The 22,569-nt window shown below is 47.8% G+C and carries 21 protein-coding genes; 19 read left to right on the forward strand and 2 right to left on the reverse strand.

Annotation, left to right across the window (positions count from 1 at the left end; all coding sequences use genetic code 11):
* Window positions 1-98 precede the first annotated feature (98 nt).
* From IID12_01660 to IID12_01750, 19 genes are all read left to right on the forward strand, one after another.
* Window positions 99-1,382: a UDP-glucose/GDP-mannose dehydrogenase family protein gene (locus IID12_01660; GenBank protein ID MCH8287798.1), complete on the forward strand. Its 1,284-nt coding sequence runs from the start codon at window positions 99-101 to the stop codon at window positions 1,380-1,382.
* A gap of 18 nt (window positions 1,383-1,400) precedes the next feature.
* Window positions 1,401-2,411, forward strand: a complete 1,011-nt coding sequence (rfbB, locus tag IID12_01665; GenBank protein MCH8287799.1) for a dTDP-glucose 4,6-dehydratase — start codon at window positions 1,401-1,403, stop codon at window positions 2,409-2,411.
* A 210-nt stretch (window positions 2,412-2,621) separates the two neighbouring features.
* Complete coding sequence (locus tag IID12_01670) at window positions 2,622-3,788, forward strand: SLBB domain-containing protein (GenBank protein MCH8287800.1); 1,167 nt, start codon at window positions 2,622-2,624, stop codon at window positions 3,786-3,788.
* 102 nt (window positions 3,789-3,890) lie between these two features.
* Window positions 3,891-5,291: a sugar transferase gene (locus IID12_01675; GenBank protein ID MCH8287801.1), complete on the forward strand. Its 1,401-nt coding sequence runs from the start codon at window positions 3,891-3,893 to the stop codon at window positions 5,289-5,291.
* Window positions 5,292-5,302: 11 nt separating this feature from the next.
* Entirely contained in the window at window positions 5,303-5,611 is a 309-nt protein-coding gene (locus IID12_01680; GenBank protein ID MCH8287802.1) for a hypothetical protein, read from the forward strand.
* Window positions 5,612-5,807: 196 nt separating this feature from the next.
* Window positions 5,808-7,085, forward strand: coding sequence for a serine--tRNA ligase (serS, locus tag IID12_01685; GenBank protein MCH8287803.1), 1,278 nt, complete (start codon window positions 5,808-5,810; stop codon window positions 7,083-7,085).
* Between the two features lie 4 nt (window positions 7,086-7,089).
* Entirely contained in the window at window positions 7,090-7,809 is a 720-nt protein-coding gene (locus tag IID12_01690; GenBank protein ID MCH8287804.1) for a 1-acyl-sn-glycerol-3-phosphate acyltransferase, read from the forward strand.
* Window positions 7,796-9,226, forward strand: a complete 1,431-nt coding sequence (locus IID12_01695; GenBank protein MCH8287805.1) for a DUF2851 family protein — start codon at window positions 7,796-7,798, stop codon at window positions 9,224-9,226. Before IID12_01690 ends, IID12_01695 begins: the two co-directional genes overlap by 14 nt.
* Entirely contained in the window at window positions 9,219-9,704 is a 486-nt protein-coding gene (gene rfaE2 / locus IID12_01700) for a D-glycero-beta-D-manno-heptose 1-phosphate adenylyltransferase (GenBank protein MCH8287806.1), read from the forward strand. Before IID12_01695 ends, rfaE2 begins: the two co-directional genes overlap by 8 nt.
* A 101-nt stretch (window positions 9,705-9,805) precedes the next feature.
* Window positions 9,806-11,809 carry a LysM peptidoglycan-binding domain-containing protein gene (locus tag IID12_01705; protein MCH8287807.1) on the forward strand — a complete coding sequence of 668 codons (2,004 nt, stop codon included), beginning with the start codon at window positions 9,806-9,808 and terminating at the stop codon, window positions 11,807-11,809.
* A 7-nt stretch (window positions 11,810-11,816) separates the two neighbouring features.
* Window positions 11,817-12,707, forward strand: coding sequence for a signal peptide peptidase SppA (gene sppA / locus IID12_01710; protein MCH8287808.1), 891 nt, complete (start codon window positions 11,817-11,819; stop codon window positions 12,705-12,707).
* A gap of 16 nt (window positions 12,708-12,723) precedes the next feature.
* The gene (locus IID12_01715) at window positions 12,724-13,014 is read left to right on the forward strand and encodes an integration host factor subunit beta (GenBank protein MCH8287809.1); all 291 of its coding nucleotides are present in this window, start codon (window positions 12,724-12,726) and stop codon (window positions 13,012-13,014) included.
* A gap of 227 nt (window positions 13,015-13,241) precedes the next feature.
* On the forward strand, window positions 13,242-14,120 hold the full coding sequence (locus IID12_01720; GenBank protein ID MCH8287810.1) for a hypothetical protein: 879 nt from the start codon (window positions 13,242-13,244) through the stop codon (window positions 14,118-14,120).
* On the forward strand, window positions 14,117-15,328 hold the full coding sequence (gene xseA / locus IID12_01725) for an exodeoxyribonuclease VII large subunit (protein ID MCH8287811.1): 1,212 nt from the start codon (window positions 14,117-14,119) through the stop codon (window positions 15,326-15,328). Before IID12_01720 ends, xseA begins: the two co-directional genes overlap by 4 nt.
* Window positions 15,318-15,545: an exodeoxyribonuclease VII small subunit gene (gene xseB, locus IID12_01730; protein MCH8287812.1), complete on the forward strand. Its 228-nt coding sequence runs from the start codon at window positions 15,318-15,320 to the stop codon at window positions 15,543-15,545. Before xseA ends, xseB begins: the two co-directional genes overlap by 11 nt.
* Window positions 15,542-16,408: an NAD(+)/NADH kinase gene (locus IID12_01735; GenBank protein MCH8287813.1), complete on the forward strand. Its 867-nt coding sequence runs from the start codon at window positions 15,542-15,544 to the stop codon at window positions 16,406-16,408. Before xseB ends, IID12_01735 begins: the two co-directional genes overlap by 4 nt.
* Before the next feature lie 21 nt (window positions 16,409-16,429).
* Window positions 16,430-17,215, forward strand: coding sequence for an AAA family ATPase (locus IID12_01740; GenBank protein ID MCH8287814.1), 786 nt, complete (start codon window positions 16,430-16,432; stop codon window positions 17,213-17,215).
* Window positions 17,216-17,294: 79 nt separating this feature from the next.
* Window positions 17,295-19,487, forward strand: a complete 2,193-nt coding sequence (locus IID12_01745; protein MCH8287815.1) for a response regulator — start codon at window positions 17,295-17,297, stop codon at window positions 19,485-19,487.
* 24 nt (window positions 19,488-19,511) lie between these two features.
* On the forward strand, window positions 19,512-19,886 hold the full coding sequence (locus IID12_01750) for a response regulator (GenBank protein MCH8287816.1): 375 nt from the start codon (window positions 19,512-19,514) through the stop codon (window positions 19,884-19,886).
* Here the strand turns inward: IID12_01750 and IID12_01755 are convergent.
* Together IID12_01755 and IID12_01760 are read right to left on the reverse strand one after the other, a co-directional pair.
* Window positions 19,883-20,296, reverse strand: a complete 414-nt coding sequence (locus IID12_01755; protein ID MCH8287817.1) for a CoA-binding protein — start codon at window positions 20,294-20,296, stop codon at window positions 19,883-19,885. The genes IID12_01750 and IID12_01755 overlap by 4 nt on opposite strands.
* 102 nt (window positions 20,297-20,398) lie before the next feature.
* Window positions 20,399-22,569, reverse strand: a 2,171-nt coding sequence (locus IID12_01760) for a flagellar hook-length control protein FliK (protein MCH8287818.1), incomplete at its 5' end; no start/stop codon positions are given.

The raw sequence follows: 22,569 nt of genomic DNA on the forward strand, positions 1-22,569 counted from the left end.
ATCAATGACGGTCAGCGAATGGTTGATACCTAATGCAAATTCATATAAATTAACCTCCTGGCTAATTATTAGGAGGTGAATTGCGCAATATCTGCATAATGGGAACCGGATATGTCGGGCTGGTCACGGGTACCTGCCTGGCCGATATAGGCAACAGGGTCATATGCGTGGACCTTGATCAGGAAAAGATAGACACGCTCAACAAAAATATGCTCCCGATATACGAACCGGGTCTGAAAGAGATTGTTGAAAATAACGTAGAGAAGAATCGGCTCTCATTCTCTTCGGACATCGATAGTTCGATCAGATCGTCGGAAGTGATATTCATAGCGGTGGGAACTCCATCCGGCTCGGATGGAAAAGTCGACTTAGACTACGTCGAGAAAGCGGCGGCAATGATAGGCAGCAACCTCAATGATTTCAAGGTAGTGGTCAACAAAAGCACGGTGTCGGTGGGAACGGGTAAAAGGGTAGTTGAGATAATCAAAGAAAACTCCAAGTCCGGCGCTGATTTTGAAGTAGTCTCGAATCCGGAGTTTTTACGGGAGGGATCCGCCGTGAACGATTTTATGAGGCCTGACAGGATCGTAATCGGAACGGATTCCGACATGGCTTACGAGGTAATGGCAGATATCTATAACCCGCTGTACCTCATAGAAACCCCTATCATAAGAACGACGGTCGAGACCGCTGAATTGATAAAGTATGCTTCCAACGCATTTTTATCCGTGAAAATATCGTTCATCAATGAGATGGCGAACCTTTGTGATAAAACTGGCGCGGATGTGCATGTGGTAGCGAAGGCAATGGGACTTGACGGGAGGATAAGCCCGAAATTTCTCCACGCCGGTCCCGGATTCGGAGGATCCTGTTTTCCGAAAGACACAAAGGGACTCATTCGGCTGGCGAGAGACAACGGAGTCAAATCGGACGTTGTTGAAGCGGCTGTAGCCGCTAATGACCGTCAGAGGATGATAATGGTGGAAAAACTACGGAGTCTCCTGCCCGAACTTAATAAAAAAATGATAGCGGTTCTCGGATTGGCGTTCAAACCGAACACGGATGACGTGAGGGAATCCCCGGCTCTTGATGTTATTAAGCTGTTGATAAACGAGGGATGTACCGTACATGCTTATGATCCCGTTGCGGTCGAAAATTCAAAAAAAATACTGCCGAGCGTAAAATATTTTGATGACATGATGGCGGCGTGTGAGGGAGTCGACGGCGTCATGCTGATGACCGAGTGGAACGAATTCCGGCAGATCGATCTCTCCGTGCTCAAAGAACGGATGTCAAAACCGAACGTAGTCGACTGCAGGAACATATACGACCCGAATAAGATGAAGGAATTGGGATTCAATTATCTATCCGTGGGTAGGTAGGCAGAGGCGGAAAATAAATTGAAAAAGTATCTGATTACCGGAGGCGCAGGGTTTATAGGGAGCAGGTTCATAAACTTCATGATGAATAAATACGACGACGTTGAGATTATCAATCTGGATAAACTGACCTATGCCGGGAATCCGGAAAACCTCCGTGACGTTGAGAATAATAACAGATACACCTTTTATCATGGAGATATATGCGACAAAAAGATGGTTGCGGAAATATTCGGTAAGCACGAACCCGACCTGCTCATAAATTTTGCCGCTGAAAGTCACGTAGACCGTTCGATAGGTAAGCCGGAGGATTTTATTGAAACCGACGTGTACGGTACCTTCGTCCTCTTAGAAGCGGTCCGGGAGCGCTCCGTTTCGAAGTTCATACAGATAAGCACGGATGAAGTCTACGGAAGCACTCAGGGCGAGCCGTTTCGGGAATCGGATCCGTTGATGCCGAGCAGCCCGTATTCTGCGAGTAAGGCGGGAGCCGACAGATTGGCATATTCTTATTTCAAGACGTACGGATTGCCCATCATCGTAACGAGGGCTTCGAACAATTACGGTTCCCATCAGTATCCGGAGAAACTGATACCTCTGTTTATTACCAACGCGATAGAGGAAAAACCGCTGCCGCTTTACGGAGACGGAATGAACGTCCGTGATTGGCTTTACGTCGAGGATCACTGTTCTGCGATTGATTTTATTGTCAGAGAGGGAATTGACGGAGAGGTCTATAACATCGGCGGGGGGAACGAACTGACCAACATGGAGATAACAGAGAAAATACTCGATCTCACGGGAAGGGATAAAGAGCTCATAAGGTTCGTTGACGACAGACCGGGGCATGATGAGAGATATGCGCTTAATTGTGAAAAATTGAGCGATCTCGGATGGAACCCGGCGACGGATTTTGAAGACGGCATTAAATTGACCGTAGATTGGTATGTGAACGGAAGAGAATGGTGGGAACCGTTAAAATCAGGCGAATACCTTGATTATTATAAAAGTCATTATGGTATGGAATTATGAGTGATAAACGGAACTAAAACCGCGATAAAGCGTTGATAATTAAGGGTATATGTTTCTTTTTCAGTTCAGATTCGATAATATGTTGTAATCCGATAAATTAAGGACAAATTAAGAGTGAATTTTCGATTTATGAGTTTTAGAGTGATAACGTTGTTTTCATTGATTACCGTCCTTTCTGTGCCTGTCTCACAGACCTTCGGGCAGGGTAGAATGTCGACAGAGGCGGAAAAACTAAAATACCAGAAAGCGCTGGAAAAGGTGAAAAGGGAGGAGAAAAGGGACGCCTTGATCGAGAAGCGGTTAAAGGAGCTGGTCAATCAGGTATTGGACGTCACTCTCGATCCAAAAGAGTATATAGTCGGGCCGGGAGATTTATTTTCAGTATATATTTGGGGTAAGGTCGATCAGCAATTCGAGGCGATCGTTTCTCCGGAAGGAGAATTAGAAATTCCCACAATCGGTCTGATACCTATAGGCGGAATGAGCCTCGAGAAATCAAAACTGAAGATAGTGGAGTTCAGTAAGAAAACATACTCCGGCGTGGAAATATCCATATCCCTTGTTCAGCTCAGATTATTTCGGATATATGTAACGGGAAACGTAGCTCATCCGGGTACTTATCCCGTTAGAGCGGTGGACAGAATTTCCGACGTGATTGAGCTGGCAGGCGGTCTTGATGGATTCGCCGACGGAGCAAACGTTGAAGTTTCCTCGATAGACGGAAGCGTCTATAAATTCGATTATCTTGAATTCATGTATGCGGGTAAGCTTTCAAAAAACAGGCGTCTGTTGAACGGTGACGTCGTTCATGTTCCCACACTTGATTGGTCAGGTAGGCTGGTAACGTTGGAGACGTATGACAAAAGAGCGGGTTCTTTTTATCTAAGAGAGGACGAGAACTTATCCTCGTTGTTTCGAAGAACCGGAGTCTTTTCCAAATTGACGGATATAGAAGGAATTTACGTCTCGAGAAGAAACGGAGAAACCGAAGAAACGTTCAGAGTGGGCAAATCGCTTGATGAATTATTAAATTTCAAACCGAAGCCGGGAGACAGCATCATAATTCCGTCGATAAACCAGATGGTCTACGTAACAGGCGAGGTAAGACATCCCGGAGCTTACCCGTACATACCCGACTTCACCTCTGAGGAATATATGGGATACGCGGGCGGCGCCAGCTCCGCCGGCAACGGAAGTAAAATTTTCGTAATCAGAGAAGGAAACAGAGTAAAAAGTAACTCTGCAATTATTATCCGGAGGGGAGACACGATAGTAGTCCCGAGGAAATGGAACCGCAAATTCAGAGACGCTTTTGACGTTTTCCTTCCGCTCTTTTCAATATTCTTAAGCGCAAAAGCAGCGGGATTGATAAATTAAGCTGTTCAAAATCTTATAATGGCGACAATTGATTCAAAGAGTGAGGTCGAATTGATTCATTATTTTAAATGGGTGGACAGACCCTAACAGAACGGTTAAGAGTTGAATCTCAGAAAAAACGAAACGTTCATATTGGTAGCCCTTGATTTTGCGGCAACATTTACCGCACTTTTTCTGTTTTATTTGTTTAAATTCAAAAGCGGATTAATATCAAATCCGGTACCTTTGTTTCTAAGAGATATACCTCTGCCTGTTTCACTTATATCCGCCGGCTGGGTGCTGTTTTTCTGGTTTTCCGGATTGTACGCCATAAAATCTCCCACTTCGCGGTTCGATGAGGCGCTCAGCGTAGTTAAGACCGTCTCGGTAGGTACCCTGATAGTATTTCTGTTTACGATTCAATTAAGCAACATGATCTCTCCGAGCCGTATTATAGTTATAACATACTGGGCCGGAATGATCTTTTTCGTTGTCGGGGCGCGGGTCGCATTCAGAACTTTTCAAAAACGGCGATTGATGCGGGGCGAGGAGCTGCTGCCGTCGATATTGGTAGGGTGGAACAATAGAGCGAGAGCGCTCAATTCGAGAATAAAATCGTATCCGGGTTTGGGATATGACGTAGTGGGTTTTGTCTCCACGCGTCCCGAAGACCTGGGAGAGTCCTCCGAAGGCGTACCGGTAATCGGTTCGATAAGAGATCTTCCGGCTATCATTCAGGAAAAGGGCGTCAAAGAGATTATTTTAGCGCTGTCGCCAAATGAACATGAGCGGCTTCTTGACGTGGTGAATATCGTCAACGGCGGATCGGTCGGTATAAAAATCAGCCCTGACATGTACGACATCATCAGCGGTCAGGCGCGGACGAATCAGATTTACGGACTGCCGCTCATTGACATTCTTCCGGAGTTGATGCCGGCGTGGGAAAGGTCGGTTAAAAGGATCGTGGATATCGCAGTTTCGGTCGGCGTGATAACGCTATTTCTCCCCCTGTGGGTGTTGATAGGGTTGTTAATTAAAATAGATTCAAGAGGGAGTATTCTTTACAGTCAGGAACGCGTAGGAAGAGACGGCAGGGTGTTCAACATACTGAAGTTCCGTTCGATGAGTTCAGGCGCAGAAAGCAAGACGGGTCCCGTATGGGCAGCTCAAGACGATCCGAGGATCACGAGTTTCGGAAAGTTCCTCCGCATATCCCGAATCGATGAAGTCCCGCAGTTCATAAACGTCCTTAAGGGAGATATGAGTCTTGTCGGTCCCCGGCCCGAAAGGCCGTATTTTGTTGAAAAACTCAAGAACGATTTACCGCTCTATACAAAACGGTTGAGAATCCGTCCCGGCATAACAGGATGGGCACAAATCAAACACAAGTATGATGAATCTCTCGATGACGTAAAACGTAAACTCAGATATGATCTGTTCTACTTAGAGAACATGTCGCTCAGAATGGACTTTAAAATTTTACTGTCGACTATGATAGTAATACTGACCGGCAGGGGACACTAAAACTTAAGCTGATGACGTCACGGCGATTCAGCCTTACCGCAGCAGTTGCAATCCTATCTTTTGTTTCAAGTTTGAAAGCACAATCCACCGACACAGACCCCGGTTATCGGGGGTATGAAATTTTAGACGTTTACTCGAGCAGTAAGATGATCGAACGGTTTTTTACGGGGGTGAAGCCGCTTTCGGGAGAACGTTTCGGTTTTCTCCTTCTGCAGGCGGAGCGGGATATCGGCTTGACCGACGATAATATTGAGGAGACGAGCGCCGCACTGCTTGCACTGTCGGATAGCGGATCGAGATCTCCAAGGGTAAGCGGTTAAAATTCAACGCTCAAAAAGATGAGCCGGGACAACTTCGGCAGACGGGAGGGGAAAAAAGTTGCCGACAACAGGTTTTTCTTACCACGAAGCACAGATGTCCAAGCCGAAATAAAGTGAGTTCGGGGCGTTTTATTCCGGTCATGATGATGAGCAAGAGCTTTTATCTTAGGGGGAAAATTGATATATTTTAAGTCTTATGATAGATATTAAACTGATAAGGGACGATACGAAGCGTATGACGGAAAGGGTGTCGTTAAAAGGGGATAAGGTCGACTTTGAGCCTATAATAAAACTCGACTCGAAACGGAGAGCTGTTTTAGAGGAAGTTGAGAGTCTGCGGGCGCGAAGGAACACCGTATCCGAGGAGATCAGCCAGGCTAAGAAAAAGGGGGAGGAAGCCGAAGAAAAGATCAGTGAGATGCGAGAGGTTTCTAATAAAATAAAAGATCTGGACGACTCGCTGCGGGAGACGGAAGATAAGCTCAAAGAGCTGCTGCTGAATGTACCGAATCCGCCGCACGATAGCGTCCCGCACGGAAAAGATGCGTCGGAGAATAAGATCGTCAGGGAATGGGAGGATAAGCCGAAGAGCGATTTCGCCCTGAAGGATCACATGGAGCTCGGAACATCTCTCGGAATCCTGGATTTTTCCTCGGCTTCCAAAATTTCAGGATCCGGGTTTCCTCTCTATCTCGGTATGGGAGCTAAGCTCGAAAGAGGTCTTATCAACTTCATGCTCGACGTTCAAACGGAAGAACACGGCTACAAGGAGGTATTTCCGCCCTTTCTGGTTAATGAGGAAAGCGCCATTACCACCGGGCAGCTGCCGAAGTTCAGGGATGACATGTACGTCAGTTCACAGGAGGAACTCTTCCTCATCCCGACGGCAGAGATTCCATTGACAAACATACACAGGAACGAAATATTGCCGGAAGGAAGACTCCCGATCTCTTATGCGGCGTATTCACCCTGTTTCAGGCGTGAAGCGGGGTCTTACGGAAAGGATACGAAAGGATTTTTGAGGGTTCACCAGTTCAACAAGGTCGAGCTTGTGAAATTCACGCGACCTGAAGATTCCTACGATGCCTTAGAGGAGATATTATTGCATGCCGAGGAGATATTGAAAAGGCTCGAACTGCACTACAGGGTTGTGGAGCTATCGACAGGCGATCTTTCGTTTGCGGCTGCAAAATGTTATGACATCGAGGTTTGGGCGCCCGCCGAGGGTAAATATTTAGAGGTCTCCTCATGCAGTAACTTCGAATCGTTTCAGGCAAGGCGCGGGAATATCAGGTACCGTCAAAACGAAGGCGGCGTAGATTTCGTTCACACGCTCAACGGGAGCGGACTGGCTACTTCCCGTCTCATGGTCGCCCTTTTGGAAACTCACCAGACCGAAGAGGGAAGCATACATCTTCCCGACCCCCTCGTACCGTACGTCGGCACGGCTGTGATAAAAGCAGAGGAGGAGTGAACCGTTGTTCCGATCAGTTATGACGGTAGTCTCGGCGTTAATTATAACCGGAGTCGTCAGCGTATTCGCGGTGATTCTGACACTAATAGATTATTCGGGAAACTCGACCGGCAGAATGACGCGTGCGTGGGCGTGGATCGTTTTGAAAATTGCCGGCATAAGCGTTGAAATCGACGGGCTCGATAAATTAGAACGGGGGAAAAGCTACGTATTCATATCGAATCATGCGAGCCTCTTGGACATACCGGCGGTGCTCTATTCTCTGCCGTTTCAGCTTAGGTTTTTAGCAAAAAAAGAGCTCTACAAGTTCCCTGTTTTCGGACTTGCTCTGCGAATGGCGGGGCATATAAGGATCGACAGAGGAAACCTCGAATCCGCAGTCGAGAGCCTCAAAAAGGCTTCGGTGCAACTTAAAAAGCGCAAAGCGTCGGCGATGGTCTTCGCAGAGGGTACCCGCACATTGGACGGACGCGTCGGACGATTCAAAAAGGGCGGAATAATTTTGGCGATCTCAATGGGAATACCGATAGTGCCTGTTTCGATCTTGGGGAGCCGGGAGCTTGCCCCCAAGGGAGATATGATGATAAAACGGGGAACGATAAGGCTAAAAGTGGGAAATCCGGTAGCCACGGAAGGAAGGGATATATCCGACAGGAACGAACTTGTGAAAGAGATCAGGAATGTGGTGATAAAAAACATGGCTTACGAAAGTGCCGTACAATAATCTTAGACTAAATTTTAGCGTCATTTCGGAATCGGTCCGGAATTATTCGACGGAGAACCTCAAAGAGAGCGAGATAGCGCTCAGATGGCTCCGATCGAGCAAGTCGATGGCGGGGAAACTCTTCAGTTCCGGGGGCAGCAAGGTGGCTGTTTTAGAGCCGGGAGAGCCGAACAGGGATTCGGGACCTGATTTTTTAGGAGCAATGCTTCTGATAGACGGGGAGGTCAAAAGGGGCGACGTCGAGATTCACCTTCGGGCGCGTTCATGGTACGAACATAACCACCACAGCGATCCGGCGTTTGCGAACGTCATTCTTCACGTAGTGGCATTTGAGCCGAAAGGGGATCAAACGATAGACCATGCAGGCAGAATAATTCCCACGTTGGTATTTCCTTTATCCGAAGACTGGAATGCCCGGCTGAGCAAAAAACTCCAATGGCCCTGGAACGACGGGTGCTATCACGAGCGGCCGGAGATGAGAGAAGGAGAGATATATCTTGAACTTCTGAGGCTCGGCAAGGAGAGATTGAACCATAAACGTAAGAGCTTCAAATTGCAGCTGGAGGCGGGGCACAGCTACGGTGATATTTTCTACAGGGGTTTAGCGAGAGCCTTGGGGTACTCCAAAAATTCTACACAGTTCAGCCGGTTCAGCAGGATGCTGAGCCTCGACGATATTCACAGGGTGATTCGGACAGATGGAGCCGGATCGAAAGAGGATAAAACACTCGAATCATTGCTCTTCGGCTTTTCCGGGCTTATCGACACAGGCAGCAGCGATAAGCGGCGAAGAGCGCTTTCGAGGAAATGGCATGAAATCAGTCATTTAATAGTGCAAGCCCCGATGAACGGCAGCGATTGGAAGTTCTTCCGGCTGCGTCCCCAGAACTTTCCGACAAGGCGTATGGCCGCTCTCGCCGGGTTCCTCAAACGGTACGATCCTGAACGGTTCGTACAATTGGCAGCCTTCGCAGCCGTGAATTTCAAATCGCCCGAAAAATTTATTATGGCTTTAGAGGAGTCTTTGATTTTACGGGGTGATCCGTACTGGAACCAAATGTCCCGGTTCGGAAAAGATCTGCGGAGGAGATCCGCGCTGATAGGAAAAGCGAGAGCAAGGACGATCGCTCTGAACGTCGTTCTCCCTCTCCTCGGTGTTTTTGCTGTCGAAGAATCCGACAGCGCGCTTGAGGCGAGAGTCAACAGAATAGCTTTTGTATATCCGCCCGAACAGGACAACTCGATATTGAGGCATATAAGAAGATTCGTGCTGCCGTGTTCTCCTGATCATCCGATGTTCTCGAGCTCTGCGATGGTGCAGCAAGGAATGATCCATCTTTACAACCGTTGGTGTTCGAGAGGGGAGGTCCAGAACTGTCCCCTCTCGATTCAGACAAAGGGAAAGCTGTTTGGGTGAGCTCAAAAGATTCGAAGAACTCGGCGCTATCAGCGAAAAAGCGCATAACGAAGGCAAAAAAATCGTGTTCACCAACGGTATCTTCGACATTCTGCACCTCGGTCATCTGAATTATTTGGAGGAGAGCAGGAAATTGGGCGACCTCCTCGTTATCGGAGTGAATTCCGATCGTTCGACCCGTTCGATCAAGGGAAAGGGGAGGCCGTTGAACGGTGAAAGAGACCGGGCGCTGCTTTTAGCAGGTTTAAAGTGCGTAGATATAGTCGTTCTTTTTGACGAAGACAGTCCATTGGAGCTTATAAAAACGGTGCGGCCGGATTTTCTTGTCAAGGGGTCCGATTATTCAGCGGAAGAAATCGTCGGCAAAAAAGAAGTGGAAGCTCAGGGCGGAGAAGTGCGGAGAATACCCCTTTTGGAAGGTTATTCAACGACTCTCATTCTACAAAAAATTTCAAAGGCAGCGAAGAGTTCAGATTGACGGTAAACGCCCGAACCTCTTCCAATCCCAGAAAGTGTTTGACAATAAAGGAGTTTGAGTCTATTTTTCGAGCGATTTGTTAAGGATGAAGGTATAAATTGATGAATAACAGCAAGATAGGCATAATTATGCTCCTCTTCTGGAGTGCGGGATGCTCAACCGCACCCACCGATAAGAGCGGCGCGGAACTGATCGCGACAGAGAGCGATATAGGAACCGGGATCTTATCGGATGACTGGGAGACATTGCGGGACGCCAAAATTCATTATGCCCAGGCGATGATAGCCGAGGATCTGTCCGACACTTCCCGCATGCGTGAAGAGTATGATCTTGCGGTCTCACTGCTCGGGGAGATCGATCTCTACGATAATTCATCAAACGCATTCGAATCGGAGTTTCAGGCGACCGCCAATAAAGTTTCCAAAGATTATCAGTTAGCGCTTAGAAGACTCCAGATCAGATACGGGAATTCATCGGATTTGAGCTTGATGGAAAAGCTGGAGCTCTTCGATTCGATTGACGACACTTCCGGGATAGCGGTTAAGGTCCTTCAGGAATACGCCGATGATTTAGGCATGGAAATACCGCTTGTGATAAACGGCAGTGTGATGAGAATAGTGCGGTTTTTCCAGACCGAAGCTTCCGAGTCGTTTGATCTGTGGCTTAAGCGAAAAGGCGCCTATCAGCAGATGTTTGAATCGATCCTCGTAGAGGAAGGACTGCCCAAGGAATTGGTGTATTTGGCGATGGTTGAAAGCGGTTTTTCGCCGAGAGCTTACTCGTGGGCACACGCCGCCGGACCGTGGCAGTTTATTTACGGCACGGGCAGGCTGTACGGATTGAAAAGGGATTGGTGGGTTGATGAGCGGAGAAATCCGATTAAGTCAACTCATGCAGCGGCGCGATATATAAAAGATCTGTTCACGGAATTCGGGGATTGGTATTTAGTGATGGCGGCATACAACTCGGGCTCGAACAGGGTCAAACGCGCAATGAAAAGAGGAAACACCGAAAATTACTGGGAGCTGCTGACACTGCCGCGGGAAACAAGGAATTACGTACCTTCGTTTATAGCCGCTGCTATCATAGGAGAGGATCCGGAAGCTTTCGGTTTTGACGTCAATCCGGAAAGCCCTCTCTCCTTTGAGGAGGTAAAAATTAAGGGAAGCATCAGTTTATCCGTCATATCAAAAGCCGCAGGGGTCAGCGTCGAAGACCTGAGGAGGTTAAACCCCGAACTCAGACGTAACGCAACGCCTCCCCGCGATTACGGGTACTCTCTTTTGCTGCCCATGGGGACGGCAGAACAATTCAATCAGAACTTCGCCGAACTACCCGAGAAGGAGCGGACGGGGTACGTCCGCCACAAGGTGAGGAGGGGTGAGGCGCTTTCTACAATTGCAGCCAGATACGGTGTTCCGGTCGGTCGGATAGTGCGTGTTAATTCGATAAGGAACCGCAATTCTATCAGGGCCGGCAAAATCCTGTTAATCCCGACCAACAGCAGTGTGTTTTCTTCTGCGGGCTCCAAGAGAATCGAAAGCCGCTCCGCCGTGCCTAAAAATTCCAAGCCGATCAAATACAGAGTCAAAAAAGGCGATACGCTCGGTCACATAGCGGAGTATTATAATACTACAGCTTTAAAGCTCAGGGCGTGGAACGGATTAAGGTACGGTAAACCGATCTACGAGGGAGAGAGTTTAAACGTTTATCTGCCGGAGTATTTGAAATTATCCCAGCCCGTATATTCGGTTGCCGATCCACGACTTTTCCTCTTACACTATCGTGTGAAAGCGGGTGAATCTCTCTCCGCTTTAGCGGCAAAATTTGAAGTTAAAACGGATGAGTTGAGGCTCTGGAATTCGATAAAGGGGAATGAGTTAAAGGCAGGGTCATTGATAAATGTATGGACGATGAAGGCTGTCGAGGCTGATATCACCTTGAAGAACGTGAAGTTGACAATCCATACGGTGCGAAGAGGCGATACGTTATGGGATATTGCAAGGAAAAACGGCGTCTCTATCTCGGAGATGTTCTCCTGGAACCCGTGGGCGGAGGATAATCCGATAAAACCGGGCGACCGAATCAAGATTTACAGGAGGTAATACAGGTATGACACGTAAACGAAATATATTGACCGCTCTTTTGATAACCTCCGTCTTTTTCGTTTTCACATTGTTCCTTGTCATCGCTTATAAGTATATCAGCGGGGGGGAAATAAATATATCGGACGGAAAACCTCTGATAGCAGTTGTCGAGTTGTCAGGCCCGATATACGATTCCAATTCTATAATAAGACAGTTCAAGAAGTACGGTGACGATGAGGATATCGATGCTATTCTGTTCAGGATATCGAGTCCGGGAGGCGGAGTATCGGCATCGCAGGAGATATATCAAGAAGTGAGGAAGGTCAGGGACTCGGGCAAGCCGATCCTCGCATCTCTGGGTGCCGTGGCGGCGAGCGGAGGCTATTATGTAGCCCTGGGCGCCGATAAGATAATGTCGAATCCCGCCACGGTAACCGGATCGATCGGAGTCATAGTAGGGCTTCCGAACTATGAGGGTCTTATGAACAAGCTCGGGCTGAGTTTCGTCAATATAACGAGCGGCCCCTTGAAGGACAGCGGATCTCCTTACAGGAAACTCAGGAAAGATGACAGGGATGTTTTTCAGGAGGTTGTAGACGATCTTTACGATCAATTCGTAAATACGGTCTCCGTCGAAAGGGGAATGACGATAGAGAGAGTGCGCGAATTAGCGGACGGAAGAATCTATTCCGGCAATCAGGCAAAAAAGTTCGGCTTGATAGATACGCTCGGTACATATCAGGACGCCCTGGACTACGCAGTCGAATTGGCGGGCTTGACCGGCAAACCGAATATATTGAAAGAAAAGAGACGAAAATCTTCGCTGCTCGATCTTTTCTTCGGGGACGCACAGGATCTTTTGAGAGTATTCGACAGAGTCGCCCTGCCGGAATATAAGTTAAACTTAAATTTTTAGCGTTGGAGGTATAATAGTGACTAAAGCGGACATTGTAGACATTATAGCAGAAGCAACGGGTCTGACTAAAGTAGAAACAGAAGCTGTCATCGACGGGTTTTTAAGCACTATTAAAAGCGCCTTGCAGGAGGGCGAGCGCGTTGAATTCCGCGGGTTCGGGAGTTTTAACGTTAAAAAGCGACAGCCCAAAAAAGCCAGGAACCCGGGGACGGGTGAAGTGATCTACCTCCCCGAGAGATACGTTCCCACATTTAAGGCATCGAAAATATTGAGGGATCAGATCTCGGCAAATTTAAAAAAAGATTAATTTTAAATTATAAACATCTAAAAAAAGAGGAGCTCTTATAAGCTATGCCATGCGGCAAAAAGAGAAAGCGGAAGAAGATAAATACGCATAAGCGTAAAAAACGTCTTCGGATGAACCGTCATAAAAAGAAAATTCGTTAGAGGCGCAGGATGAATTCCTTCTATCTTCCCGGAATTCACAATCGCCAAATATGACACCGGATTTGTAAAAAATTAACCGGAAATGAAATGAGCCTGAATATAAAGAACACATCGATTACGATTCTTTTCATCGCCGCCATGTTTATTCCACTTGAACTGTCCAACGGATGGGGCTACGATGCCCACATGAGGATCAATTCCGATGCGGTCGACACTCTTCCCGCAGGAATGAAGGAATTTTTTGAAAGCGAGAGAAATTTCATATCGGAACACGCAGTGGATCCCGACAAATGGAAGCGTGATGACAAAGAGGAATTACCTCGTCACTTCATCGACATCGATATGTACGGTACGTATCCTTTTAGGGAGCTGCCAAGGGATTACGATGAAGCGGTGAAGAAATTCGGTGCCGAGGCTGTAAACTCGAAGGGAACTCTCCCCTGGCGGATAGTCGAATACACAATGAAACTCTCCGAAGATATGAAATCGGGGGAGAGGGAGAAGATCCGCATGAGCGCAGCTGCGCTGGGTCACTACGTAGCGGATGCCCATATGCCCTTTCACTCGGCGGAGAACTACAACGGTCAGTTCACGAATAATGAAGGAATCCATAATCAGTTTGAAAAATTAATGGTCAATTCCTACATAGAAGAATATGACCCGTCGATGCAGGAGGCTGAGCCGATTGCCGATCCGCTCGGTTTTGCCTTCGATATTATCCTGAACGGATATCAACTCGTATTGCCGATACTCATTGCGGACTCAAAGGCGAGAGAGGGTCTGTCGGACTCATTGATAGATTCTCTTGCCGACCGGAAAGCCGATCCCGTCAAGAATTATATTAAAGCGCTCTACTGGGATGTAGGAGATATAGGTTGGAAACAAATGAGCGGGGCTTCCGAGAATCTTGGTAGATATTGGGTCACCGCCTGGGAATCGGCGGGAAGACCCTCTTTGCCTCGATGAGCTCAGATCAAAAGATATACTCCGTATCTGAAGTCAACTCACTTATAAAATCAGTATTAGAAATGAATATCCCTCCCGTGTGGGTAAATGGCGAGATTTCCACATGGATGAGAGCGGCATCCGGTCACGCATACTTCAGTCTCAAAGACGAATCTTCTCAACTCTCATGCGTAATCTGGAAACAGAACGCGGGCAGGCTGCTTTTCAAACCGGAAGATGGAATGCAGGTCAACGTTTCGGGCAGAATCTCGATCTACGAAAAATCCGGAAAGTATCAGCTTATCGCAGCGCAGATCCAACCGGTCGGGCTCGGGGAGCTGTACCGGCGATTTGAACTCCTTAAAGAACGGCTATCGGAAGAGGGGCTCTTCGACGAAGACAGGAAAAAACCTTTACCGCCGTATCCGTTCAGGATAGGAGTAGTCACGTCGCCTGACGGCGCCGTGATTTCGGATATTATCAACGTCCTGAACCGCAGGGCTCCTTACGTCGAATTGGTACTCGAACCCGTCCGTGTGCAGGGAGACGGGGCGGCGGAGGAGATAGCCGAAGGGATTGAAAAGCTGAATTTTAGGGGGGACGTGGATTTATTGATTGTCGGAAGAGGCGGCGGTTCAATCGAGGATCTCTGGGCATTCAACGAAGAGATTGTCGCCAGGGCGATCGCCGAATCAGCCGTTCCCGTCATCAGCGCAGTGGGACATGAAATCGACTTTACGATAGCGGATTTCAGCGCTGATCTGAGGGCGCCGACGCCTTCGGCTGCGGCGGAACTGGCTGCTCCGAGGATGATTGATCTGCTTTCTGCCATCGAAGATCATTCAAAGTCGATCTACGAATCGGTCACCGTACAGATCAGAGAAATTGAGAGAGCAGTGGACGATATCGAGTCAGCTTTCAGCTGGGAGCGGATGGAAACGTTCATTACCGAATCTGATAATAAGGTTAACGACATAAGTATGAAGATGAGGCTCATTCAGGAACATATCTTTCAAGTTCTTAAACTCGAAACCAGAGCTCTTCAAAATAGTCTGGATTCCCTCAACCCGCTCTCTGTTCTCGGAAGGGGATATTCGATTGTAAGTTCTGAAGTTAGCGGAGAGATAATATCGAGTTTTAAACAAGTAAAGGTAAATGACGACATACGCATCAAGGTTCACGAAGGAACGCTGAGGGGAGTGATAAAGGAGGTATCGAATGGGCTCTAAAGAAAAGAAAGGCAAAACTTCATTCGAACAGGCAATGAAAAGAATGTCCGAAATAGTGAAAGAGCTTGAGGACGGGAAGATGAAATTGGAAGACACTCTTGAACTGTTCGAGGAAGGTGTGAAGTTGTCCAAGATCTGCCGCGAATTCCTCGAAAATGCCGCCAAGAAGGTAGAGGAAATAAAATCAGAGGACAAAGAGGCAGCGCCGGAAGAGTGATTTACGGAATCATAGCTAACACAGGGAAGAGTGAACTTTTCGAGATGCTTCCCGATCTGATTTCCTGGCTGGAAAAGCACGATAACAGCGTCATTCTCGAAACCGATATAATCTCGACGGCAAAGAATGAATTGAAGGGTATCGAGAGCGCTGATCGCGATTCGATAGCGTCAAAGTGCGATATTATTCTCGCGCTCGGCGGCGATGGAACGATTCTAGCTGCTTCGCGAGCCGTGGGCAGCAGCGGAGTCCCGATAGCGGGGATAAATCTCGGCGGACTGGGATTTCTGGCTGAGGTGGCGGTAGAGGAGATATACGAAAGACTCGAATTGATTCAAAAGGGTGAGTATCTGGTAGAGGAACGAATGGTGCTTGAGGCAGTCGTGGACGACGATAAGGGGACTCATTTCAGGGCGCTTAACGACGTAGTTATCGAAAGAAGATTCTCATCGAGGATGATGAGTATTTCGGTCAGAGTGGACGGATCCTTTTTTAATGACTACACCGCCGACGGAATTATTATCGCCACACCCACAGGTTCTACGGCATATTCTCTTTCGGCGGGTGGACCCATAATCGTTCCGCCGCTTCAGGCTATGGTAGTGACGCCGATATCGCCGCACAGTCTTTCGCAGAGAGCGGTAGTCCTCAAACCGGATTCAAGTATAGAGATCAGTTTCAAAAATGTTCCGGAGGAGATGCTGCTCTCCATGGACGGACAGACGAGCGTCAAGATCAGGAAGGATCAAAGCGTGACGGTTGTCAGAGCGGAAAACAATATCAAGTTGATCAAATGGAAAGATAAATCATATTTTGACACTCTGAGGGCAAAATTAAACTGGGGCGTCGGAAGCAGATCGTAGAGAACAGAGGAATTTGACCTGATGTACCTGCAGTTCTGGAACCTGAAGAGCAAGCCGTTCGAGAACACTCCCGATCCCGAATATTTTTATAACTCGGAAGAGCACAAAGAATGTTACGAAAGAATGATCTATGCGGTTACGGAGAACAAGGGCGGCGCTCTTTTGACCGGAGAATACGGATGCGGTAAAACCACTCTGCTGCGGATAATAGCGAATGACGTTAAAAGCGACGACAGGGAAGTGGTGATAGTCAATAACCCGCAGTTCAATCCTAAGGAGCTGTTGCAGGAAATACTCTATCAGTTGGGGGAAGAACTTGTTCAGAAACCGCGTGTGGAACTCTCAAAAATGATCGAAGAAATTTTGTACAGAAAATTTCAGTTGAGTAAAGATGTTTTGATCATGATCGACGAAGCGCAATTGATGAAGGATGCCTCCGTGTTTGAGGAATTGAGACTCCTATTGAACCATCAGCTCAACGACAAATTTCTCGTGACGATCGTACTTGTCGGTCAACCGGAATTAAGAGAAATGATCTCCTCCATGCCGCAATTCGAGCAGAGACTCGGAGTAAAATATCACCTGCATGCATTCAACCTCGAAGATACGCACAAGTACATTCATCACCGGCTTAAAATCGCGGGGGCATCACCGAATATCGTCAACGACGATGCGATTTCCGCCGTATTCAACGCTTCTTACGGCGTTCCGAGGAGAATAAACAGCATCTGTGATCTGGCGCTGATGACCGGAGCGAGAAGGGAATTGAAATTGATAGATTCCGCTCTTATCAACATGGTGATCTGATATCAGGGAAGATAAGTATTGGCTCCGGAATTGTTGATTTTGACTTTTATCTGCTCTAATTTGGAGTAATGGAGCTTACATGATACGTTCTATAGATCTATTCCGGTCTTCGAGTCGCCCTAAGGTAACACAGGTTAATAACGATGAATCAGCAGCCGAGAAGAGCTGTATATTGGTGGTCGCCGCCTCGTCACAAATTCACAGCACCTTAGAGCAGGCTCTGGAGAGTCTCGGAATGGAGCTCGTAATTCTCGGATCCGGTGAAGCGGCGAGTGAATTTCTTCTTAAGAATACAGCATCGGTGGTAATCGCGGAAATTAATCTGCCGATGATGAACGGATTGACACTGGCACGGAAGATAAAAGAAAACCGATCGCTTCAAAACACTCCGATTCTTCTCGTGAGCGATTCCGCAGAAGGACCCGATAAAGTTTTGGGTATGGAGACAGGAGCGGACGATTATATCACGCTGCCGATCAACCCTGCGGAGCTGCGGAGCAGGGTAATGTCTTTGCTTTCAAGGACGCCGAACGAACCGGCGGACGATTCGTCTGCCTCAGACCGGATCGAGACAGAAGTAGATTCCGGAGCCGGCGCAGTGGCTATTCCCGTAGATGAAATAGGTCTGGAAACGGCCGATGAACCTGAACCTCAACCGGTCGAGGGGCTTTCTGCGTCGGACGAGACCGCCGCAGCAGAATCAGAGCCTGATCCGACTCATGAACCGGTCGGAGCAGCTGGGACTTCAACAGGAGTGGTTGATGTTCCCGAATCCGGCATGGGTGATGATGCTGTTAACCCTCTCAAGGTCCCAGCCGGGAATGCGGTCACTCCCGAGAGCGACGTCGTTCAAGAGGAAGTCGAACAGCCGCCGGCTGAAACGAGCGAGGAACCCGGGGTTGCGGATCAGGTCGAAGAGACGGATCAGGAGATGGACAGTCTTGATGCGGGATCAATGTTGGACGATATATTCGGCGGCTCCGGAGAGTTGACAAAACCGTCCCCGACGTCAGTCCCTGCCGATCCGGCGGCAGCTGCTCAGGAATCAGTTCCTGTAGAAATTGACCGGCAGGGAGTTGTCGATTCTCCTTCCGAAGCGGTCAGCCAGGTACCTTCACCGGTGGAGACAGCGCCTCAAATCCAGCAGGAACAAATTACGGAGGCTCCCGTTCAACCTCCTCAACCGCCCGTACCGGTTGAACAAAATATCGAAAAGAGTACGATTATACCCGCTGACCAACAGGCAGCGCCTTCCGCTGAACTGCCTGATTCACCGGTTCCCCCGGGGGGAGTCGGTGAAGTTTCACAACCTCAACCTCAAGCGGAGGTTTTACCCGAATACGACTTTAATGAGGAAGTAGACCACAAGGAAGTATATTCAACGGCTTTATCTGATCTGAGGGAGTTCGAGAGTGCCGTTGTGAGCGGCGCCGAATATGATTTTAATTCTCTTATACGGGGCGCAAGACGGATAGTTTCTTCCGTCAATCAGTCGAATTACCTTCAGATACGCGCCATGGGCAGAAGAGAGGGTAACGATTTTCCCGTTCACTCGCTCAACGTCGGTATCTATTCCGTGAAACTCTCCACCGGATTAAAGTATGAGAATAAACTCATGGTTGAATTAGCTCTATCGGCTCTTTTACACGACGTGGGGATGCTATTTATATCCGATGAGATTCGGAAGGCACAAAGGAAACTTTCCGACGAGGAAATGGATACACTCAAGAATCATCCGATCAAGGGAAGCGAGTATCTGGCAAACGCCATACTAACAAGACCTGAACTCGCTCAGTTCGGATTTCTACCGACTGTGGCTTTGCAGGAACATGAAAGGATGAACGGGGCGGGCTATCCTAACGCTGTTGCAGGCGACGAGATACACGATTATGCTAAAATAGTGGCGATAATCGATATGTATGAGGCTGTATCGCACCCCTCGTCGTACAGGAGTGAATATCTGGCATACGAGGCTCTTCAGAAGGTTGTGGCGCTCAAAGATTCGCACTTCGACGTTAAATTTCTGAGAGCTCTTGTGAGGGAGATTTCCGTATTTCCGATCGACTCGATTGTCAGATTGAATAACGGGGATATCGGAAAGGTCATCGGTCTTGATCCTTCGCATCCGATGCGACCGAAGCTCGATCTACTTTGCAATGCCGACGGGGTACCTTATGACGAAGGGAAGGAGATAGAGCTGGCGAAATCACCTTTCCTTTACGTTGAGACTCCGGTTTCGGAGGAAGAATTCGAAAAATTATTTAAGAACTGATTTAATTATACAAAGAGGTGACATATGGGATTCAATAAAATATTAGTTGTTGACGACGAAGAGGACATAAGAACAACCCTTTCGCTGTTTCTTGAGTCAAAGTGCGAAGAGGTACTGGATGCGGACGGGGTCGCGCAAACCATATATCACCTCAACAGGGCGATTCCCGATATCATATTTCTGGACGTAATGCTGCCCGGTCTCGACGGCATTGAAATCCTTCAGATGATAAAGAAATATGATGAAAACGTACCGGTTATAATGATGTCAGGATACGCTACCGAGGAGATGGCGAAAAAATCGCTGAGTATAGGGGCTTACGACTATGTCAGGAAACCGTTTAATCTGGACAGGATCAGCTCCATGCTGTCTGTAATTGAATTAGCGAACTTCGCTTAGTCGGTATAGCGGTTGTATTCTTTCAATATACATCTGTCCATTATTACCTCAAGACCGCCGGATACGGCAATTTCCGCCGCCTGTTCGTTTATAACACCCTCCTGAAACCATATTCCTTTAGCGCCTATTTTGACCGCTTCTTCGGCTACGGATATCAGTTCCGAGGAACGCCTGAATACATCGACCAGATCAACGTTCACCCCGATATCCAGAAGGCTCGGGAACGATTCCATTCCCATCACTCTTTCGTAATTCGGATTTACCGGAATAACATCGTATCCGACACTCAAAAGAAACCGGGTGATGCTGTTGCTTGCTCTCCACGGCTTTTCGGAAGCGCCGTAAACGGCAATTGTTTTACTTTTGCGCAGTACTTTTCGGATTACCTTTTCGTTCTGATATTTCTCAATGTCCAAAAATCAACCTCATTACCGAATAAGGTATTCAATCGGTCTGGTGATTGTTCCGGCTTTCTCGATTGCTCACGATTATACACAGGGATTAAACTACTTTCAAGCATAAAGCCCGGTTAAGCGGCGTCTCTTCACTTCCGGATTTCTGCTTACCGCGCAGCTGACGCTCACCTCGCCAAAGCCGATTGATTCGAACCTTCGGGTCAACAGATGAATATTTTCCGATATCAGTTCAAGGTATTCCCGGCGCTTTATGATGAGCGTGGCAACTACGCCGGTCTTAAGCTTACGCAGGGAAATTTCGATCGGTCCTATCGGCTCGGGGGAGAGCTTGAGCGAGATACTGAAATCCTCATCGTCTCCGGCGGATTCTTTTTTGGAAAACCGGAAATTAGCCTGACCGTCGTCCGGTGTGTTCGGGAACGGGAGTATGAATTGGAAGAGTCCTTCTTTTCTTGAATTGTCCATTTGAAAAATTTCCAACCGCTCAAGTGCCGTGGATAAGGACTTTAATAGAGATTCGACTTCCTTCACGCTCTTTTTCGTTGAGTGTCGGTTAATTTCTTCTTTGATTCTGAGCAATTCGTTTTTAACCGTTTCGGTGAGCTGTTCAACCTGTTTGGAAATCGCCCGTGAATGGTTGATCAGTCGATTATTTATGGTTGAATCGTCCAACAACGAGCTCATTTTAATTAACGACTTCTGATCAGGCTTTCCGGTCGAAATAGCTATCAACAACTCAAGAATCCCCTTCATTCCTTCATTATTGCCCGTATGGACTTCGGATTGAGAGATGAGTTCGAGGTAATCATTTGCGCTTCGGGCGACAGCGGAAGATAGAGAATCCAAGGGTTTGAGCAGCTGCCAGGTAGTTTCGTTCAACGGCATCCGCGAGGTTACCGCTCTGACGGCGCGCTCTATTTTCATCGTACCCGGCTTATCTCTGTCAGCTCCCGAATAACTCTCCAGATAATTTGCTATTTTTTTAATCAACGCCTGTGCGGGGTCTAACTGACGGGCTATTAAACGGGCGGCGATCTTTCTTTCCAAGGAGTTCAGGTTACTCCCCGGTTCAGCCGGATAGTCTTCTATTTTTTGTAAAGAATCCGGCGATTTTCCGGCGATGACCGCGCTGATTGAGCGCTCAAGAGAGTGCAATTTGATTAACACCCTGACGTTGTCCGAGAATAACTTTGCAGGAGAAATTTTTTCTATGGCGGAGTTTAATTCGGTCTGTACTTTTTGCAGAATCTTTCGTGCGTCGTTTTCTTTGATTTGAGACAGAGGGAAGGAAATCTGCTTTTTAAGTTCCTGCGGAACTTCGACAGCTAAAGCGATGGAGAGTTTAATGAGGTCTGCGAAGCGGACGGTTTTTCCCGACAGTAAACCGGAAAGCCGTTTAGTGATTTCATGAAGTTTATCTATTCCATCGGGGAGGTTGAGTGCCTGAGAGGAATCGTTGTCAAGCAGGGCGGATAAAATTCGGCTGACGTTATAGCGGCTCTCGGCTACTCTGCTGATGAAAACAGCATTTTCGAAAGACCGGTTCAGTTTCATACTTTTCAACAACAGCGCCGCCTTCATCAGAGACTTTATCTCCTGTCGAGATCCGGTTTTGACCGGAAATGCCGAAATAGTGTCAGTGAGTGATTTTATCTCATCCCGTGTTACGGGATGGTCCGATTCGAGAAGCGCTTCTAATGCGATAAGATTGAGGGAATCAGGTATCACACCGAGGTAGTTCAGGCTTTGCGCCGCCCGGATGAAATATAAACGTGACAGCATAGACGTTTCCGGAGCCGGATTGTGTGAGCCGGATGATTTCTCAAACAGGGTCTGAAAGAATTCCATACCCGCCTTTATAGCCCTATACTTTTCTGAGGAGAGTTCGTTGTTCGAAAGTGTGGAGAGTTGGGAGGATAGTTTATTAAAAAGCATTCTTCTTAACGGCGGGAAATTATTATGGCTGCTAAAATTTTTCTCGGCTATGCTGCGGGAGATTCTCGCTTCACCGTCGATTCCGAGCGAACCGATGAGAGCCCTTAATTCTAAGGAGTTGAGCGGACGCTCGAGTCCTTTTTCGATCAATTCGCCCGTGTTTTTCAGCAGCGGAGACGGAACAATTCCTCTGCTTTCGAGGAATGCGGATATCGATGACAGTTCATCGGAAAAAGCGGTTAGTCCGCCGGGAGGCTGGTTTTTCAGCCCGGAAATAAGTTGATAATAAGAGTTGTCATGCGGAGGCTCGAAAGAATCCGGGAGATTTATGG

Source organism: Candidatus Neomarinimicrobiota bacterium (genome assembly GCA_022567655.1).
In the GTDB taxonomy this organism is placed as follows: domain Bacteria; phylum Fidelibacterota; class SORT01; order SORT01; family SORT01; genus JADFGO01.

What these genes read in the sequence shown, in the direction of transcription:
- IID12_01660 (MCH8287798.1), top strand. Translation starts at nt 99, where the DNA reads ATGGGAACCGGATATGTCGGGCTGGTCACGGGTACCTGCCTGGCCGAT.
- IID12_01670 (MCH8287800.1), top strand. Translation starts at nt 2,622, where the DNA reads ATGTCGACAGAGGCGGAAAAACTAAAATACCAGAAAGCGCTGGAAAAG.
- IID12_01680 (MCH8287802.1), top strand. Translation starts at nt 5,303, where the DNA reads ATGACGTCACGGCGATTCAGCCTTACCGCAGCAGTTGCAATCCTATCT.
- serS (MCH8287803.1), top strand. Translation starts at nt 5,808, where the DNA reads ATGATAGATATTAAACTGATAAGGGACGATACGAAGCGTATGACGGAA.
- IID12_01705 (MCH8287807.1), top strand. Translation starts at nt 9,806, where the DNA reads ATGAATAACAGCAAGATAGGCATAATTATGCTCCTCTTCTGGAGTGCG.
- sppA (MCH8287808.1), top strand. Translation starts at nt 11,817, where the DNA reads ATGACACGTAAACGAAATATATTGACCGCTCTTTTGATAACCTCCGTC.
- IID12_01720 (MCH8287810.1), top strand. Translation starts at nt 13,242, where the DNA reads ATGAGCCTGAATATAAAGAACACATCGATTACGATTCTTTTCATCGCC.
- xseA (MCH8287811.1), top strand. Translation starts at nt 14,117, where the DNA reads ATGAGCTCAGATCAAAAGATATACTCCGTATCTGAAGTCAACTCACTT.
- xseB (MCH8287812.1), top strand. Translation starts at nt 15,318, where the DNA reads ATGGGCTCTAAAGAAAAGAAAGGCAAAACTTCATTCGAACAGGCAATG.
- IID12_01740 (MCH8287814.1), top strand. Translation starts at nt 16,430, where the DNA reads ATGTACCTGCAGTTCTGGAACCTGAAGAGCAAGCCGTTCGAGAACACT.
- IID12_01745 (MCH8287815.1), top strand. Translation starts at nt 17,295, where the DNA reads ATGATACGTTCTATAGATCTATTCCGGTCTTCGAGTCGCCCTAAGGTA.
- IID12_01750 (MCH8287816.1), top strand. Translation starts at nt 19,512, where the DNA reads ATGGGATTCAATAAAATATTAGTTGTTGACGACGAAGAGGACATAAGA.